At 67.4% G+C, this 17,540-nt stretch carries 9 protein-coding genes; 2 read left to right on the top strand and 7 right to left on the bottom strand.

What is annotated here, in order from left to right; all coding sequences use genetic code 11:
* Positions 1 to 351: 351 nt before the first annotated feature.
* From tsaB to mrcB, 4 genes are all read right to left on the bottom strand, one after another.
* Entirely contained in the window at positions 352 to 1,065 is a 714-nt protein-coding gene (gene tsaB, locus ACQ5SA_RS11755) for a tRNA (adenosine(37)-N6)-threonylcarbamoyltransferase complex dimerization subunit type 1 TsaB (RefSeq protein ID WP_499314327.1), read from the bottom strand.
* Positions 1,066 to 1,074: 9 nt separating this feature from the next.
* Positions 1,075 to 3,123 carry a DNA repair helicase YoaA gene (gene yoaA / locus ACQ5SA_RS11750; protein WP_499314326.1) on the bottom strand — a complete coding sequence of 683 codons (2,049 nt, stop codon included), beginning with the start codon at positions 3,121 to 3,123 and terminating at the stop codon, positions 1,075 to 1,077.
* A 572-nt stretch (positions 3,124 to 3,695) separates the two neighbouring features.
* Complete coding sequence (locus ACQ5SA_RS11745) at positions 3,696 to 4,232, bottom strand: hypothetical protein (RefSeq protein WP_353100124.1); 537 nt, start codon at positions 4,230 to 4,232, stop codon at positions 3,696 to 3,698.
* Positions 4,229 to 6,670, bottom strand: a complete 2,442-nt coding sequence (mrcB, locus tag ACQ5SA_RS11740) for a penicillin-binding protein 1B (RefSeq protein WP_499314325.1) — start codon at positions 6,668 to 6,670, stop codon at positions 4,229 to 4,231. Before mrcB ends, ACQ5SA_RS11745 begins: the two co-directional genes overlap by 4 nt.
* Positions 6,671 to 6,765: 95 nt before the next feature.
* On the opposite strand from mrcB, the gene ACQ5SA_RS11735 reads away from it, so the two are divergent.
* Positions 6,766 to 8,865, top strand: coding sequence for a glycosyltransferase (locus ACQ5SA_RS11735; RefSeq protein ID WP_499314324.1), 2,100 nt, complete (start codon positions 6,766 to 6,768; stop codon positions 8,863 to 8,865).
* Here ACQ5SA_RS11735 and ACQ5SA_RS11730 read toward each other — a convergent pair.
* Complete coding sequence (locus tag ACQ5SA_RS11730) at positions 8,862 to 10,427, bottom strand: hypothetical protein (RefSeq protein WP_499314323.1); 1,566 nt, start codon at positions 10,425 to 10,427, stop codon at positions 8,862 to 8,864. The genes ACQ5SA_RS11735 and ACQ5SA_RS11730 overlap by 4 nt on opposite strands.
* 30 nt (positions 10,428 to 10,457) lie before the next feature.
* Positions 10,458 to 12,614, bottom strand: a complete 2,157-nt coding sequence (locus ACQ5SA_RS11725) for a RelA/SpoT family protein (RefSeq protein ID WP_499314322.1) — start codon at positions 12,612 to 12,614, stop codon at positions 10,458 to 10,460.
* A 129-nt stretch (positions 12,615 to 12,743) separates the two neighbouring features.
* Here ACQ5SA_RS11725 and ACQ5SA_RS11720 point away from each other — a divergent pair, with 129 nt between their 5' ends.
* A complete protein-coding gene (locus ACQ5SA_RS11720; RefSeq protein ID WP_499314321.1) occupies positions 12,744 to 13,280 on the top strand; it encodes a hypothetical protein in 537 nt (178 codons plus the stop codon).
* A gap of 107 nt (positions 13,281 to 13,387) precedes the next feature.
* On the opposite strand, the gene hrpA is transcribed toward ACQ5SA_RS11720, so the two are convergent.
* Positions 13,388 to 17,473: an ATP-dependent RNA helicase HrpA gene (gene hrpA, locus ACQ5SA_RS11715; protein ID WP_499314320.1), complete on the bottom strand. Its 4,086-nt coding sequence runs from the start codon at positions 17,471 to 17,473 to the stop codon at positions 13,388 to 13,390.
* Between the last annotated feature and the right edge of the window lie 67 nt (positions 17,474 to 17,540).

Below are 17,540 nucleotides of genomic sequence, written 5' to 3'. Positions count from 1 at the left end.
ACCCCGCCACCCGACACCGCCCCACCTTTGACAGATCGCGGCGCATCGTCAATCCGCTGTTGGTAGCTGTCGACCTTGGTCGACACGATGTATCCACGCCATGCCTGCACGGTAGATCCACGCCATGCGTGGATGCGAGCGAAGCGACCGGCTTTTGATTTTTATTTTTTTGATTTTCCGTGGCGGACGCGCACGGAAACTGTCCGTGGCCGGGCGGGTGGGTTGCGCAGGGGCGTAAGCGCCATGGATGGCGCGCCCGAGCCTACAGGGACGTATTCACGGCGTCCCCTGCGCAGCCCACCCGCCCGGCCAACCCACGGCTTCTGCTTTCAGCGACCCGCCACGAGGGGCTCAGCCGTTGGCTTTCGCCTTCGCGGCCCGCGCAGCCTGCTGCTCGACCAGCGTCAGCGCCACGTTGTCACGCAGGTACGCCGGCTCGACCTTCTCCGCAGCAATGCCTTCGCCGCGTGCGAACGCCGGCACCGCCAGTGCCAGCACATCCGCTGCATGCGGCAGCGCCGTCGCATCGAAGCCGTGCAGACCCGCACCCAGCTGCGCGACCAGCGCGCCCTCCGCCGCGGCAAAACCGGTGCCGACGCCGTAGACGGATGCGTCTTCCGGCAACGACACCGCCGTCGGTACGCACACGCGCTCGGCATCACGCGCCACCGGCAGGCCATCCACGCGCTCGAAGCGTGCCACGTACAACTCGCCCATCCGCGCATCGATCGCCGACAGGATCTGGTTCTCTTCCTTCGGCGCGCGCAGTGCCAGCACCTGCAGCGTCGACACCGGCAGCAACGGGCGATCCAGCGCCAGTGCGATGCCCTGTGCCAAGGCGATCGCCAGGCGCACACCGGTGAACGCACCGGGACCGCGACTGAGCGCGATGCCGTCCAGCTGGCGGCGGCTGATGCCGGCCTCGGCCAGCAGCTCCTCCGCCCACGGCAGACTCAGTTCGGCATGCCGGCGGGGGGCGATCTCGAAGCGTTCCAGCACCTGCCCATCGACATGCAGGGCTACGGAACAGGCTTCGGTGGCGGTTTCAAAGGCGAGCAGTTTCATCGGATCGGGTCAGAACAGGGGGAACGTGGCACCGGGAGCCGGCTCCGGGCCCGCCACGGCGGTGGTCGGGGCTGCGGCATCTGCCACGGGGGCCCATTGTGGCGCAAAGAAGGCCTGCACATCGGCCAGGGCCCGGGTTCGCCGGAACGGCGGCAGCGACTGCAGGAAAACCTTGCCATAGCCACGGTTGAGCAGGCGCGGGTCACACAGCACCAGCACGCCACGGTCGGTCTCGCTGCGGATCAGGCGGCCGACGCCCTGCTTCAGGGCAATGACCGCCTGCGGCAACTGCTCGTCGCGGAACGGATTGCCACCCTGGGTACGGATGGCCTCCAGCCGCGCTTCATACACCGGATCATCGGGCGTGGCGAAGGGCAGCTTGTCGATCACCACCACGCTCAAGGCCTCGCCGACCACATCCACACCCTCGCGGAAGCTGGCAGAGCCCAGCAGCACGCCATTGCCGGATTCGCGGAAACGCTGCAGCAGGGTCGCGCGCGGCGCTTCGCCCTGTACGAACAGCGGCCAGGGTCCATCACGCAACGCCTCGGCGGCTTCGCGCAGCGCACGATGCGAAGCGAACAACAGGAACGCCCTGCCCTGCGACGCCTGCAGCACCGGGCGCAGCACCTGGATCAGTGCAGTTCCGAAACCGCGTGCGGCTGGATCGGGCAAGCCTTCAGGCAGATAGCACAGTGCCTGCTCGGGCCAGTTGAACGGGCTGGGCTGCACCAGCGTCTGCGGATCATCCAGGCCCAGGCGCGTGGCGATGTGCTCGAAGCCGCCGCCAACGGTCAGCGTGGCCGAGGTGAAAATCCATGCGGCATGGCTGCGCTCGCGATGTTCGCGCAGCGGCGCGGACACATCCATCGGCGTGCGCTGGCAGCGGAAACCGCGCGGGGTCAGCTCGTACCAGAGCACGTCACCGGCGGCAGCGGTTGCTTCGGCGGGATCGGCATCGAAGTCGAGCGCCGGTTCCTCATCCCCCAGCCAACGGCCCAGCCGCGAAATCGCCTCACGTGCACGCGCATGACAGGCATCCAGGCCAGCAGCGGCTTCGCGCAACGGCTGCAATGCCTGCTCCAGCACCACCAGGCTGGACATCACCGCATCGAAACCCTCGCGTACCTGCGGCATCGCCAACGCCCGCCACTGCGTACCGCGCGCGGGCAAGCCCTCCATCGCAGCACGCAGCGAAGACAAGGCCTGCTGCAGATGATCGACCGGTTCCTGCAACGTCGACTGCGCGCCACCCACGCCGCGCGCTTCAACCAGACAGTCACGGCCCAGCTCCTGCCAAGGACGCATGCCGAAACCCTCGCCGAAGAACTGCGCGGCCAGCTCGGGCAACTGATGGGCTTCGTCGATGACGAAGGCCTGCGCACCGGGCAACAGCTCACCGAAGCCCTCCTGCTTGAGCGCCAGGTCGGCCAGCAGCAGATGGTGGTTGACCACGACCAGGTCGGCGGCCTGAGCACGCTGGCGGGCACGCACGACGAAGCAGTCATCCCAGAAGGGACACTCGTTGCCCAGGCAGTTGTCGACGGTGGAGGTGACCATCGGCAGCAGCGGCGAGTCATCGGCCAGGCCATCGAGTTCAGCGATATCGCCCGAATCCGAGCGCCCGGACCAGGCTAGGATGCGCTGGAACTGTGCCGCCTGTTCGGGGCTGGAGAATCGCGGTTCACCGCGTGCCTGCTGCAGGCGATAGCGGCACAGGTAGTTGCTGCGTCCCTTCAGCAACGCGCTGCGCAGGCCGACGCCCAGCGCCTGGCGCACGCGCGGCAGGTCACGGTGGTAGAGCTGGTCCTGCAGCGCACGGGTACCGGTGGAAATGATGGTGCGCATTCCGGACAGCAGCACCGGCACCAGATAGGCAAAGGTCTTGCCGGTGCCGGTGCCGGCTTCGGCGAGCAGCAGATCGCGCTGCTGCATCGACGCGGCAATGGCCTCGGTCAGGCGCAGCTGCGCAGGACGCGGGACGAATGCATCCAGATGGGAGGCGAGCGCGCCGCCTTCGCTGAGGGCTTCGCGGCTGGCATGGACAAGGTCGGACATCAGGTGGAAAGGATACCCGGCCGGGCGCTGCCCGGCACCCGTTTCAAGCCAGAGCACAGGCAAAAGCAACAGCAACGGCTTGCGTTCATGGCTCTGGGTTGCTGTTGCGGGTTGGCGGGGGGCTGGGGGTTTGCGGGGACGCCGTGAACCCATCCATGGGGGCTTGGCCGCGGCATCCATGCCGCGGACACCCCGCAACCCCCAGCCCCCCGCCTTCGACAGTTTCCCGGTGACGGGAGGCAAAGGCGGAGCAGAAGCGGTTGGTGTAACGGGGAAAGTAGAAGGGGTCGGATCCGTTTTCCTGCGGAAAACGGATCCGACCCCTCAGCGAGTGCGCGCAGCGCGCGACCCGCGTTTGATTTTGATTTTGTTCTTGCCTGCGGCGGCCGCAGGAAACTGTCCGTGGCCGGGTGGATGGGCTGGGCAGGGGCGTGAGCCGCATGGATGCGGCGACCGAGCTTACATGGACGTACTTGCAGCGTCCCCTGCCCAGCCCATCCACCCGGCCAACCCACGTCAGACCATCAGCCCGCCCGCCGCAGAGGGGGCAGCGCCCGATGGAGGGGAATACCTCAGTACCGCTTGATCCCCGGCACCGTGCAGCCTTCCAACTGCGCATGTGCGGACACCGCATTCTCCTTCTCGCCCCGCGCCAGGCGTGCCTGTTCGATCGTCGCCCAGTGCCGGCGGCACAGCGGCCCCGTCTTCGAACCCAGGTCAACGGCCTTGCGTGCAAACGTTTCCGCCTCTGCCCACTTGCCCTGCAGCAGCGCCAGTTCCGCGCGTTCCTGCAGTACTGACGGATCACCGGCCACGATCTGCAACGCCTGGTCCAGGCTGCCAGCCGCGCCCGCCAGATCGTTGGACTGGCGCTGGCTCAGCGCCGTCTGCCGCAGATCCTCGACCTGCGAGTCGCGCAGTGGCTGCACCGACACTTCCTTGTCATCCGGGCCGGCGGCGGCTTCCACGGCTGCCAGTCGCTGTGCGGGCGTGGTGGTGTCCACCGGCTTGACCACCTGCGGCGCGCTGCTCACGCAAGCCGCCAGGGCCAGGGTAAGGCCACTCAGGACCAAGGGCTGGAACAGCGAACGGATAGTCATCGGCATCATCGGCTTGGAGGAGGAGTCGCTGCAGCGGGTGCTGCGGCAGGTTCGGCGGCAGGTTCCGGTTTACGGTCGAGGCCGAACCAGCTGCGCCAGCCGCCGCCCTCACCTTCCGCACCGCCCTGTGCGTCCGGCACGGCGGCCGGTGCACACGGCTCGTAAGCCGGCGCATAGCCCACCACGAACGGGAATCGCCGTGCGCCCGGGCAGCCCTCATCGGTGCTGTTGGTACCGGTCGCTGCAACCGGTTGCCAGTCGAGGCCCTTGTTGCTGACCTTCAGCGGCGCCGTCGGCAAGCGCTGGAAGATGCCCGACCACACCCGCATCGCGCCGGTGGCGCCATACAAACCAGCCTGTTCGTTCTGGTCGTTGCCCATCCAGATCACCGCCAGATGGTCGCCCGTGTACCCCGCATACCAGCTGTCGCGGCCATCATTGGTGGTGCCGGTCTTGCCGGCCGGCTGCAGGCGACCCAGGCCATCGGCATTTAAACGCTGCGCGGTACCACTGGCCACCACCTGCTGCAGGCCGATGCTGATCAGGTTGGCGGCGATGGAGTCACCTTCCTGTGCCGGTGCAGGCGTCTTGTCATAGCGCTTGAGCAGCTTGCCTTGCGGATCGAGGACGCCACGCACCGCGTGCAGCGGCTGGATTTCGCCGCCCGATGCCAGGAACTGGTACAGCTGCGCCATCGCGTACGGGCTCTGGTCGGTCGAGCCGAGGATCACCGCCGGATTCGGCTCGGCCTTGATGCCGGCCAGCACGTGGATCAACTGCGTCACCCGTTCCGGGCCGACCTGCATGCCGACGCGTACCGTGGCTTGGTTGTAGGAATGAGCCAACGCATCGATCAGACGCACGGTGCCATGGCTGCGGTTGTCCGCATTGCCAGGATTCCAGTTGCGGCCGCGGCTGAGCTGCACGGTCACCGGTGAATCATCAACCCAGCTGGCCAGCGAATAGCGGTCCGGCTGCGCCAGTGCGAGCAGGTACACGAACGGCTTGAGCAGCGAGCCGACCGGGCGCTGCGCCTCGATGGCGCGGTTGAAGCCGACCTCGGATACTTCGCGGCTGCCGATCACCGCCACCACGTCGCCGTTGTGCACGTCGGTCATCACCAGACCGGCCTGCAGCTCGGGGCGACGCTTGCTTTCCAGCGATTTGATGGTGCGCGTGACCGCGCCTTCGGCATAGGCCTGCGCGGACGGCGACATGCCGCTCATCACGCTCAGGCCGGCGCCCTGCAGGGCAGATTCCGGATAGTCGTGGCCAAGCTGGCGACGCACCAGGTCGACGTAGGCGGGGAAGCGGTTGGCCGCCACCAGACCCGGGGTCTTGGGCACGCCCAGCGGCGCCTTCAACGCCCGCTGGTACTCGGCATCATCAATCAGGGTCGCCTCGTGCAGTTTGCCCAGCACGAAGTTGCGACGGTCCAGCGCGCGCTCGGGATTGCGCCGCGGGTCGTAGTACGACGGCCCCTTGACCAGGCCGATCAACAGTGCGATCTGCTCGGTTTCCAGCGAGGAAAGATCGCGCCCGAACCAGAACTCGGCACCGGAGGACATGCCGTGGATCGCCTGGCTGCCGCGCTGGCCCAGATACACCTGGTTGAGGTAGGCCTCGAAGATGGTGCGCTTGTCATAGCGCGCTTCCATGATCAAGGCGTACAGCACTTCGTTGAACTTGCGGGTATAGGTCTGTTCCTTGCCGATTCCCAGCAGGCCGCTGCGGGCCAGCTGCTGGGTCAAGGTGGAAGCGCCCTGGCGGCTTTGCCCACCCGAGCGGACCGTCACCCAGACCGCGCGCGCGATACCGGACAGATCGATGCCGTGATGGCGGTTGAAGTCCTTGTCCTCAACCGCCTGCAGGCCGGTGACCAACAGGTCAGGGGCCTCGTTCATGCGGATGAGACGGCGTTCTTCCTGCTTCTGCCCGTACAGCGTGGCGATGCGTGCAGGATCCATGCGGGCCGCCTTCAGCGCCTTGCGACTGTCGGCGTCGCGCAGCGAGGCGATGCTGCCGCCGGACAGCGACAGTTCGACCCGACGAGGCGTGACCTGGCCATCGACATCGTTGTAGCCGCGGCTGGAGATGACGAAGCGCCCGCCCTGCACCGCATAGGTTGCCGGCTCCTTGCCTTGGCCATCATCGCGATAGGCCGAGGCGGCCAGTTCGGTCTTCAGGGTCGCCGCATCCATTGCCTTGCCGGGCAACAGCACCAGCGGGCGTGCATAGACCCGCGTCGGGATCTGCCAGCGCAGTTCACCGAAACGTTGCGTCACCTGTTGGTTCAGGTACAGCGTATAGGGGATCAGGAAACCCAATCCCAACGCGACCGCCGCCATGCTCCAGGTAATCAGCCGGCGGCGCCAGAGCGGACCGGTGTCCTGCTGGTCGTCGTCGTCGAAATCGTCGATATCGTCTGAATCGTAGCGTCGGGGCACGGGAATGCGACAATGTAGGGTCTGGCGAGTCTACCCCAGCCGCTGCGGCAGGCGAATTCTCCGGTCCCCCCTGCTTAAGCTGGAGTTGCAACCGGATGGCGATGTCCCTGGCCGAAATCCGCTACCTGATCAATCGCCTGACCGGCTTGGCCCGCCGCAGCCTGGCCAGCCTGCGCACCCGCGGCTGGCGGGCCACCTGGCAGCGGATCCGCGTGCACAGCCAGCGCGCCGTTCCAGCACCGCGCAAACCGTTGTACCTGCCACCGGCACAGCCGTTCGCTCCCTTCGCGGTGCCCACCAGCGATGCGCCGGACGTCAGCATTGTCATTCCGGTCTACAACCACGTCGACCATACCCTGGCCTGCCTGCGCGCCCTGGCCGCGCACCCGCCGTCGGTGGCCTGCGAGATCCTCGTGGTGGACGACGGCAGCAGCGACGCAACGGTGCAGTGGATGCCGCAGATCAGCGGCCTGCGCTACGAAGTGCGCGAGCGCAACGGTGGCTTCATCGAGGCCTGCAACGACGGCGTGTCGCGCACCTGCGGCCGCTACGTGGTACTGCTCAACAACGATACGGTGCCGCAGCCGGGCTGGCTGGAAGCATTGCTGGAGACCTTTGCGACCGTCACCGATGCCGGCCTGGTGGGCAGCCAGCTGCTGTACCCCGACGGACGCCTGCAGGAATCGGGCGGGGTGATCTTCGGCGATGGCAGTGGCTGGAGCTACGGCCGTTTCGAAGCGGCCGATGATCCCCGCTTCGCCAGTCTGCGCGACGTCGACTACTGCTCCGGCGCCGCGCTGATGCTGCCCCGTGCGCTGTGGCAGCAACTTGGCGGGTTCGACACCCGCTACAAGCCCGCCTACTACGAAGACACCGACCTGGCCTTCCGCGTGCGGGCACAGGGCCTGCGCGTGCTGGTGCAGCCGGCCAGCCGGGTAATCCACGATGAAGGCACCAGCAATGGCACCGATACCGGTAGCGGCGTAAAGGCCTACCAGGTACGCAACCAAGCTGTTTTCGCAGCCCGATGGGCCGCTGAACTGGCCTCCCATCCGAAGATCGGCGAAGTACCCTCGCCGGCGCTGTTGCTGCGCGGCCGTCGCCAGGTGCTGATCCTGGATGAGGAAGTGCCGCGCCCGGAGCGCGACTCCGGCTCGCTGCGGCAGGTCAACCTGATCCGCCTGCTGCTGCAGGGCGGCGCCCACGTGGTATTCGTGCCCACACGGCGCGAACACGGCGGCGTGGCGACCGAAGCCCTGCAGCGGATGGGCGTGGAAGTCTGGTACGCCCCCTTCCTGGACGGTGTTGCAGGCTGGCTGCGCAGCCATGGCGCCCGCTTCAACGTGGTGATGATGGTGCGCCACCACGTCGCCAACGAATGCCTGCCGCTGCTCGAGCGCTATGCGCCGCAGGCCCGCACCGTGTTCGACACCGTCGACCTGCACTACCTGCGCGAACGCCGTGGTGCGGAAGTGGCGGGCGATGCTGGCCTGCTGCGCAACGCCGAACGCACCCGCGCCAGCGAACTGGCAGTGATGGGCCAGTGCGACATCACTGTGCTGGTCAGCGCCGCCGAGCGCGAACAGCTGCAGGCCGATGCACCCCAGGTACGGGTGGAGCTGATCTCCAACCTGCATGAGGTCGCCGGCACGGGCGCGCCGTTCGCGCAGCGCCACGACCTGGTGTTCGTCGGCGGCTTCCGCCACCCGCCGAACCTGGACGCGATGGAGTGGTTCATCGGCGACGTATTCCCGCATATCCGCGCGGCGCTGCCGCAGGTGCGCCTGCATTGCATCGGTGCCGGCGCACCGGACACGCTGCTTGCCCTGGCTGCTACCCAGCCAGGCGTAGTGATGCATGGCTTCGTTGAAGACATCGTTCCGTACATGGATGGTGCCCGCATCGCCATCGCGCCGCTGCGTTTCGGCGCCGGCGTGAAGGGCAAGATCAACCTGAGCATGGCCCATGGCCAGCCCGTGGTCGGCACCACCTGCGCGGTGGAAGGCATGCACCTGCGCGCCGGCGAGGATGTGCTGGTAGCCGACGATGCCGCCGGCTTTGCCGATGCGGTGATCCGCTTGTACCAGGATCCTGTGCTGTGGCAGCAGCTGGCCGCCGCTGGCCTGGCCAACGTGGCCGAGCATTTCTCGCTGGATGCTGCGTCGGCCACGGTGCAGCGGGTGTTCTTCGACTAGTCGATGTGACCGCCTGCATGCCGCAGGCGGTCCTCGAACGCGGGAAGTTCGGCCAGATCCGGCTGCAACCGCCGCACCTGCTCCACGGCCGAGGCGGCGAATTCCACATCACCGCGACCCAGCCGTTCGCTGCCGATCGCCAGCCAGCGCTGGGCAAGACGGGAACGCGCATCGGGCAATCCTGCGGCCGTCGGCGCCAGCGTCTGCCACGCCTGCAGGCAGGCGCCCGCAGCCTGCACCCGGTTCTGTCGCAGGTTGTCATTGAAACAGGACCTGCTGGCGGGCAGCAGGCGCGCTGCCGCTGCTTTGACCCGGCTGTCGCGCGGCGCCAGTGCCTGCGCTTCGCGCAGCGCATCGAAGGCACTGTGCCCAGGGGGACTGATCCACTGCCCGGCACGCTCGGCGCGGTCGATCTGACGCAGCCGATCACGCAGCTGGCGCTCACGCTGGGCAGCGCTGATGCCCGGCTGCAGCAACGACTGGCGAGCCTGCCGCGCACGCTGCAGGCGCTGTGCCAGCTGCTGCTGCGCCACCTGCGAGGCGCCCAAACCCGCCGCCATCGCAGCGTCCTTGTCGGCCGCCTCGAACTGGAAATCGTCGGCCCGCTTCTGGCTGCGCGCCAGCAATGCCTGCACGGCCTGCTCGCGCCCACGCAGTGCAGTGGGATCATCGGAGGTGACCGCCAGCACGGCCTGGAAACTGTCTGCCGCCGTCTCAAGCTGCTGCCGTTTGAGCGCACGCTGGCCCTGCTGCAGCCGCTGGTCGACGGCCTGGGCCAGCGCTTCCTGGCTGACAGGAAGCTCGGAATGACCTGCATCGAACTGGCGTGCACGCTGCAGGATGGCAGCCGCCGTGGCCAGTTCGCCGCGCGCGGCCTGTGCGCGCGCCTGCTGCAGCAAGTCGCTCAATGCATCCTCGCGGCCTTCCAGCGCAGGCAGGTTGTCCGGTTGCAGCGTCAGCACACGCTGGAACAACGGCAACGCGCTGCTGTCGCCGTCGTCCAGTCGCCCCGCTGCAAAGGCATTGCGGGCCTGTGCAAGCAACGCGCCGATGCCAGCTCCAGCGCGACGACGCGCTTGCAGCTGCTGGGCCACCGCGTCCGCTTCGGCGCGCGGCACCTGCAGCTCACGCGCCAGCGCCAGCGCCTGCGTGCAGCCGTCCAGATCGCCCGCCTGCAGCCGCTCACGCGACTGCTGCAACGCTGCCGCGCCGGTGCGGGCCAGGCCCTGCCGCGCCTGCGGGCGGTCGCCATCCAGGGCAAGCACCGCTTGGTAGCGCTCGCGTGCGCCGCTGCCGTCGGCGACAGTCAGGCGCCCTTCGGCCAGCGCGCGATCGCCCTCAGCCAGCAGTTGTTCTATCTGTGGCTCGTCCCAGAACCAGTCCGCCAGCGGCTTGCGCACCAGCACCAGCAGCACGAACACCGCTGCAGCCGCCAACAGCGCCCAACGCCACACCCGACGCGCGTGGCGCGCCTGCAGCCACCACCAACGGCTTTCACGGCGAACGCGATCGAGCGCCGGATGTGCGGCGCCGTGTGAGCGATGCGGGGGCTCGCGTTCCATGCGTGCAGGGTAGCCGGGGCAGCGTGAAGCTCAGCCCAGACGACGCGCCTCGCTGACACCCGGCAACGCATCGAGCTTGCCCAGCAGGTTCGACAACTGGCCGTAGTCGCTGACCTTCAGCCGCAGGCGCAGATGCGCGCGGCCACTGTTGCGGACGTTGTCGCTGTGGATGTCCAGCACGTAGGCGTCTTCCTGTGCGATCAGGTTGGTGATGTCCTTCAGCAGCCAGCGGCGGTCGACCGCGTCGACCACCACGTCCACTTCATAGCCACCGCCGGCCTGGCCCCATTCCACCGGCAGGATCCGCTGCGGGCTGGTCGCTGCCAGCCGCGCCAGTGCGACGCAGTCTGCACGATGCACCGTGACACCCCGGCTACGGGTCAGGTAGCCGACGATTGGTTCGCCCGCCACCGGCTGGCAGCAGCGCGCCAACTGCACCAGCAGGTTGCCTACGCCCTGTACGGTGAACTTGGACTTGCCCAGGTTCTCGCGGCGGGCGGTCGGCCGCGGCAGGGTCGGCGGTGCGACCGGCTGGCTGGCCGCACGCTCGGCTTCCAGCAGAGATCGGCTGACCTGGTTGGGGCCGGTATCGCCCAGGGCGACCTGGATGTACAGGTCGTCGACACTGTCGGCATGGAACTTCTTCGCTGCCGCCGACAGGTCCGAATGCTGCAGGCCCAACCGCTTCAGTTCGCGCTCCAGCAGCTCGCGCCCTGCCTGCACGTTGCGCGCACGGTCCAGCTTGTGGAACCAGCTGCGCACCTTCTCGCGCGAGCGGTTGCTGGCCAGGAAGCCGTTGGCCGGCATCAGCCAGTCGCGACGCGGGTCGGCCTCCTTGCCGGTCAGGATCTCGACCCGATCCCCGCTGCGCAGCCGGTAGGTCAACGGCACGATGCGGCCGTTGACCTTGGCGCCACGGCAGCGGTGCCCGACCATGGTGTGCACCTGGTAGGCAAAATCCAGCGGTGTGGCACCCTGCGGCAGGTCCAGCACCTCGTCCTTCGGGGTCAGCGCGTAGACCCGGTCCTCGGTGAGCTCGGCATCGAGCGCCCCGGCCAGTTCGTTGCCCTGCCCGTCCTGTGCCTGCTCCAGCAGCTGGCGCATCCAGGTGATCTTGCGATCAAACGACTTCTCCGCGCCCTTGCCGCCTTCCTTGTATTTCCAGTGCGCGGCCACGCCCAGCTCGGCCTGCGCGTGCATGTCGTGGGTCCGGATCTGCACTTCGATGGTGCGCCCTTCCGGGCCAACCACCGCCGTGTGCAGCGAGCGGTAATCGTTGGCCTTGGGCCGGGCGATGTAATCGTCGAACTCGCTCGGCACCGGTGCCCACAGCGCATGCACCACGCCGAGCGCGGCATAGCAGGCGGCAACGTCATCGACCATCACCCGTACCGCACGGATGTCATACAGCTGGTCGAAGGCCAGGCGCTTCTTCTGCATCTTCCGCCAGATGCTGTAGATGTGCTTGGGTCGGCCACTGACCTCGGCGCGGATGCCCTGCACGCCCAGTTCGCGCGACAGCACCTTCTTCACGTTCTCGACGTAACGTTCGCGGGCGATGCGGGTTTCATCGACCTCACGCGCGATGCGCCGGTAGGTGTCCGGTTCCAGGTGACGGAATGCCAGGTCTTCCAGTTCCCATTTCAACTGCCAGATACCCAGCCGGTTGGCCAGCGGCGCATGGATGTCGCGGGTCAACTGGGCCAGCGCGCGGCGCTGCTCCTCATCGAGCTTGTCGGCCGCGCGCATGCGCGCCAGCTGCCGCGCCAGCAGGATCGGCACCACCCGCAGGTCGCGGATGATGGCCAGCAGCAACCGGCGCAGGCCTTCGCTGTTGCGGCCCGCCTCGCGACCGGCATGCAGGGCCCAAACGGGGTCGGCCGCATCCTGGCCATCGAGCAGGCCGATCACCGCCGCCTTGTGGCTGCCCAACGGCAGTGTGTCGAGGTGGACGCGCAGGCCCGGCAGATCGAACAGCAGGGCCGCCACCACGGCGCCCTCGTCTGCCGAGAGCAGTGCCAGCGCGTCCAGGGTATCGCCCAGCACCGACCAGCTGGCACGCATCTGCGGGTCGCAGTCCGGCGCTTCCCAGTGCCCGCGCAGGGCCTGGCGCAGCGGAGCAGGCAGCACGGCTGCCGAGGGGCGGTTCAACAAGGCATCCAGGCCGGGGACGGAAGCGCGGTTCACAGCATCGAGCAGGCAAGACAGAAGCCCCTACACTAGCGCCGCAGCCGTTCAGGAACAATCGCCACGGCCACCATCGCCGGGAATGTGGACATGCCGCTACACTCGCCGACATCCACGGGAGAGTTCCGCATGCCTTCGATCACCCTGCCTTTCCGCCCTCACCTGCTGGCCTGTGCCGCTGTGCTCCTGTCCCTGTCGGCGCCCGCGCTGGCCCAGCGAGTGGTGCAGGGCGACCTGCAACAGCAGATGTCGCCGGCCGAGTTCAAGGCCGCAGGCCTGGACAAGCTCAATGCCGCCGAGCTGGCTACGCTGAACCGCTGGCTGCAGGGCAAGGTCGAAGCCGCCACTACCGAAGCCGTCGCTGCGGTGCGCGAAGAAGCGCGTGAGGAAGGCCGCCAGGAAGTGATCGTGAAGAACCGCGGCTTCTTCGACTTCGGCAGCAACGAACCGATCAGCGGCGTGCTGCAGGGCGAGTTCCGCGGTTTCGGCAAGGGCCGGATCTACGTGCTGGACAATGGCCAGCAGTGGGAACAGACCGATACCACCTCGGTTTCCGGCGTACGCAAGCAATCGCCGAAGGTCAGCATCAGCCCCGGGGTGATGGGCGTGTGGTACCTGAAGGTCGAAGGCGTGAACACCCAGCCCAAGGTGCGTCGCACCAAGTAACGGCGCCATCGGCCGCTACCGCCGAGACCCGCAGTAGATCCACGCCATGCGTGAATGGCATTCCGCTTGACCCCACCGGCGAGCAACCGGCGGGGTCAGGCCAGGGCTTACGAGGCCTGCCGCAGTGCGGTCACCCGCTGCGCCAGCTTCTTGGCTGAAACACCAGTACGTGCGCCCAGTTCCTGCGCGAACAACGACACCCTCAGTTCTTCCAGGTCCCAGCGCAATGCCTGCCACTGCGGCCGCTCGCGCAGGCCCTGCTGCTCGCCCACCTGCAACGCCTCCAGGAACGGATGCAGTTCCAGCATGCGCGCCTGGTCGCGTGGCGGATCGCGTTTGGCACGCTCGGTGCGCAGGATCATCGCTTTCAGATAACGCGGGTACTGCGCCAGGGCATCGGCCGGCGTGTCGCGCAGGAAGCCGGGATGGATCAGCCCGACCAGCTGCGCTTCCATGTCATCCAGATTGCCGCGCGCCCAGCCCATCAACGGCGCCTCCAGCATCGGCTTCAACTCGGCCACCAGGGCAAGGATCGACTCGGCCAGTTTCAACCGCTGCATGGCTTCGCCGAACAGCGTTTTTGCGGCGTGTTCGCGACGCTGCTCGAATGTAGCTGCATCGCGGATATCGCCCAGACCGTCGGCCAGCACGGCATTCATCGCCGCATCGACCAGATCGCCGCGCAGGCGTTCCTGGGTTTCGATCGAGGCGTACAACAGGCCGGTTTTCGCTGCGACCGGCAACTGCTTGCGTGCCTGCTTGATCTTCTCGCCCAGACCGATCTCCAGCAATCGGCGCACGCCGAGCGGGTGTACTTCTTCGGCCTGCTGGCGATCAGCGAAGATGCGCAATGCGACGCTGTCACCCTCATCCTTCAGCGCGGGATAGGCCGGCACGCCGGCTTCGCCCGGTACCTGCAGCGGAATAGGCGTTGCCGGGAACGTGCGCAGGCCATCGGCTGCCATCTCGCGCCCGGCTCGTGCTGCGAACGCATCGCCGGCCTGGCCGCCGAACTTCGCACGCAGCACATCGAGGTCGCGCGATGTTGCCAGCACCTTGCCCTGCTCATCGCGCAGGCGCAGGTTCATGTGCAGGTGCGGTTCGATTGAAGCGGGCTCGAAATCGGTCGCGGCCACGGTTGCCCCGGTTGCCCGTGACAGGAAGCGCGCCAGCTCACCGGTGATCGCATCGGCGCTGGGTTGTGAGAACGCTTCGTAGAAGGCGCGCGCGAAATCCGGCGCTGGCACGTAGTTGCGCCGCATCGCCTTGGGCAGGCTGCGGATTAACGCCGCCGCCTTGTCGGCAACGAAACCGGGCGCTAGCCATCCCAACTGCACCGCATCCAATGCATTGAGCAGATGCAGCGGAACGTCCAGGGTCACGCCGTCATCCTCGGCACCCGGCTCGAAACGGTAGTGCAACGGCAGCCGCGCCTGGCCCAATGCCAGGTACTTCGGGTAGCGCTCCTGTTCACTGCCTTCGCCCGGCAGCAGATCCACCAGCGACCAGTGCACTCCCTTGCGCTGTTCCGGCGGCAGCGCCTTCCACCACGCATCCAGCCCGGACGCGGAGTGGATCTGCGGCGGCACCCGGTCCAGGTACCAGCGTGCCTGCCAGTCCTCGTCGGCGACGATACCGGCACGGCGCAGCTTGGCTTCTTCCTCGCGGGCCTGCTCCAGCACCTTCTGGTTGTCAGCCACGAAGCTGGCGCGGGTGTTGATCTCACCGGTCACCAGCGCCTGGCGCACGAAGATGTCGTGCGCTTCGCCGGCATTGATGCGGCCGTAATGCACCGGTTTCTTCGGTGCCAGCACCAGCCCGAACAGGCTGATCTGTTCGGAGGCCAGCACCTGGCCCTGCGCACGCGACCAGTGTGGATCGAAGTGCTTGCGCAGCAGCAGGTGCGGCAGTTCGGCAATCACCCAGTCCGGCTCGATTGCCGCCAGGGTCATGCCCCATACCTTCTGCGTATCCAACAGGTTGGCTGCCAGCAGCCACGGCGGCGGCCGCTTGGACAGCGTCGAGCCGGGGAACGGCAGGAAGCGGCGCTGGCGCGGCGCCTGGAAATCGCCCTTTTCGCTGCGATGGCCGATCTGCGTGGGCAGGCCCGCCACCAGCGCCCGATGCAGGGTCTGGTAGGCAGCAGCGCGAACGCGTTCGCTGTAGCCACCGCCGTCGGGCACCTGGTCCTTCTGCGCGCGGGCAGCGACCGGCGCGGGCGCCGTTTCGGCCTTGCCCTCGCGGGCCAGGCGCGCGGCACGGTGCAGCTGGCCACGGGTTGCCTTTACTGCGGCGGCGTCATCGCGGGCCGCCGGTGGTGCGCTGCTACCGGCCAGCAACGGCGCCATCGACGCCTCGTTGCCCTCTTCCTTCCAGCCCAGTTCCTCGCACAACAGGCGCAGCTGCCGATGCAGCTCGCGCCATTCACGCATGCGCAGGAAACCGAGGAAGTGGCGGCCGCACCAATCACGCAGCTTGGACTGCGTCAGATCCTCATGGGACTGACGATAGGCATCCCACAGGCGCAGCACACCGACAAATTCAGAGCGGCCGTCAGCGAACTGCGCATGCGCGTTATCAGCCGCGCCACGCGCCTCGGGCGGGCGCTCGCGCGGATCCTGGATACCCAGGAACGAGGCGATCACCAGCATCGGCCGCAGGCACCCCGCGGCCTGCGCAGCCACCAGCATGCGCGCCAGCTTCACGTCCACCGGCAGGCGCGCCATCTGCTTGCCGATCGCGGTCAGATGGCGCTCGCTGTCGATCGCCCCCAGCTCGGTCAGATGCTGCCAACCGTCAGCGACAGCCCGCTCATCCGGTGCCTCAAGGAACGGGAAGTCCTCGATGCGACCCAGGCCGAGCTGCAGCATGCGCAGGATCACCCCGGCCAGGCTGGAACGACGGATTTCCGGATCGGTGAACTCGGGCCGTGCCTGGAAATCAGCCTCGGCATAAAGGCGATAGCAGATGCCCTCGGCCACGCGGCCACAGCGGCCCTTGCGCTGGTTGGCGCTGGCCTGCGAGATCGGCTCGATGTGCAGGCGATCAAGCTTGTTGCGCGGGCTGTAACGCTTGACGCGGGCGAAACCGGGGTCAACCACATAGCGGATGCGCGGCACCGTCAACGAGGTCTCGGCCACGTTGGTGGCCAGCACGATGCGCCGGTTCGGGCCGGGGTTGAACACCCGGTCCTGGTCCTGGTTGGAGAGCCGCGCGTACAGCGGCAGCACTTCGGTATTGCGGTACTTGCGCCGTTCCAGCGACTGGTGCGCATCGCGGATCTCGCGCTCGCCCGGCAGGAAGATCAACACGTCACCGCGCGAATCCAGGCGGGTGATTTCATCGATGGCCGAGACGATGGCATCGTTGACCGTGCGTTCGCCCTGCTCTTCGCCCTCGCCTTCCAGCGCGCGATAGCGAACGTCCACCGGATAGGTGCGGCCTTCGACGCTGATCACCGGCGCGTTGTCGAAATGCTGGGCGAAACGCTCGGTGTCGATGGTCGCCGACGTGACGATCAGCTTCAGGTCCGGACGCTTGCGCAGCAGCTGCTTGAGATAGCCGAGCAGGAAGTCGATGTTGAGGCTGCGCTCATGCGCTTCGTCGACGATGATCGTGTCGTAGTTCGACAACCAGCGATCGCTGGCGATCTCCGCCAGCAGGATGCCGTCGGTCATGAACTTGATGCGGGTGTCTTCGCCGACCTTGTCATTGAAGCGCACCTGATAGCCGACCAGCTGGCCCAGTTCGCTCTGCAGTTCCTGCGCGACACGGCTGGCCACCGCACGTGCGGCGATCCGGCGCGGCTGCGTGCAGCCGATCATGCCGGCCTGGCCACGGCCGGCGGCCAAACACAGTTTCGGCAGCTGCGTGGTCTTGCCCGAGCCGGTTTCACCGGCGATCACCACCACCTGATGGTCGCGGATCAGCTGGGTGATGGTCTCGGCTTCACGCGCAATCGGCAGCTGAGGGTCCAGAGTAATGGCCGGCTGTTGTTGCGCCCGCGCCTGCCGGCGCTGCACCGAAACCTGCAAGGCCTGCTCGAAGCTGGCGGCCAGCGCCGCATCCTGTGGCTTGGCCTGGCAACGCGAGAGCATTCCCAGCAATCGTCCACGGTCGCGGCTCATGGCGCCGTCGATGGCGGCACGCTGTTGGCGCTGGCGGGACTGCGGCATTTTGTCGATAGCGTTCATCAATCGGTTCGTTTAAAACTTTGAATGCAACCAGTCATCAAGACTGATTTATTGTGAAGGCCAACGA

Source organism: Stenotrophomonas indicatrix (assembly GCF_050573115.1).
GTDB lineage: Bacteria > Pseudomonadota > Gammaproteobacteria > Xanthomonadales > Xanthomonadaceae > Stenotrophomonas > Stenotrophomonas lactitubi_A.
This window is presented reverse-complemented; position numbering and strand designations above follow the sequence as displayed.

Excerpts from the sequence above, each read along its gene's own strand:
- ACQ5SA_RS11720 (WP_499314321.1), top strand. The coding sequence starts at position 12,744 with ATGCCTTCGATCACCCTGCCTTTCCGCCCTCACCTGCTGGCCTGTGCC.
- yoaA (WP_499314326.1), bottom strand. The coding sequence starts at position 3,123 with ATGTCCGACCTTGTCCATGCCAGCCGCGAAGCCCTCAGCGAAGGCGGC.
- ACQ5SA_RS11730 (WP_499314323.1), bottom strand. The coding sequence starts at position 10,427 with ATGGAACGCGAGCCCCCGCATCGCTCACACGGCGCCGCACATCCGGCG.
- hrpA (WP_499314320.1), bottom strand. The coding sequence starts at position 17,473 with ATGAACGCTATCGACAAAATGCCGCAGTCCCGCCAGCGCCAACAGCGT.
- ACQ5SA_RS11735 (WP_499314324.1), top strand. The coding sequence starts at position 6,766 with ATGGCGATGTCCCTGGCCGAAATCCGCTACCTGATCAATCGCCTGACC.
- ACQ5SA_RS11745 (WP_353100124.1), bottom strand. The coding sequence starts at position 4,232 with ATGATGCCGATGACTATCCGTTCGCTGTTCCAGCCCTTGGTCCTGAGT.
- tsaB (WP_499314327.1), bottom strand. The coding sequence starts at position 1,065 with ATGAAACTGCTCGCCTTTGAAACCGCCACCGAAGCCTGTTCCGTAGCC.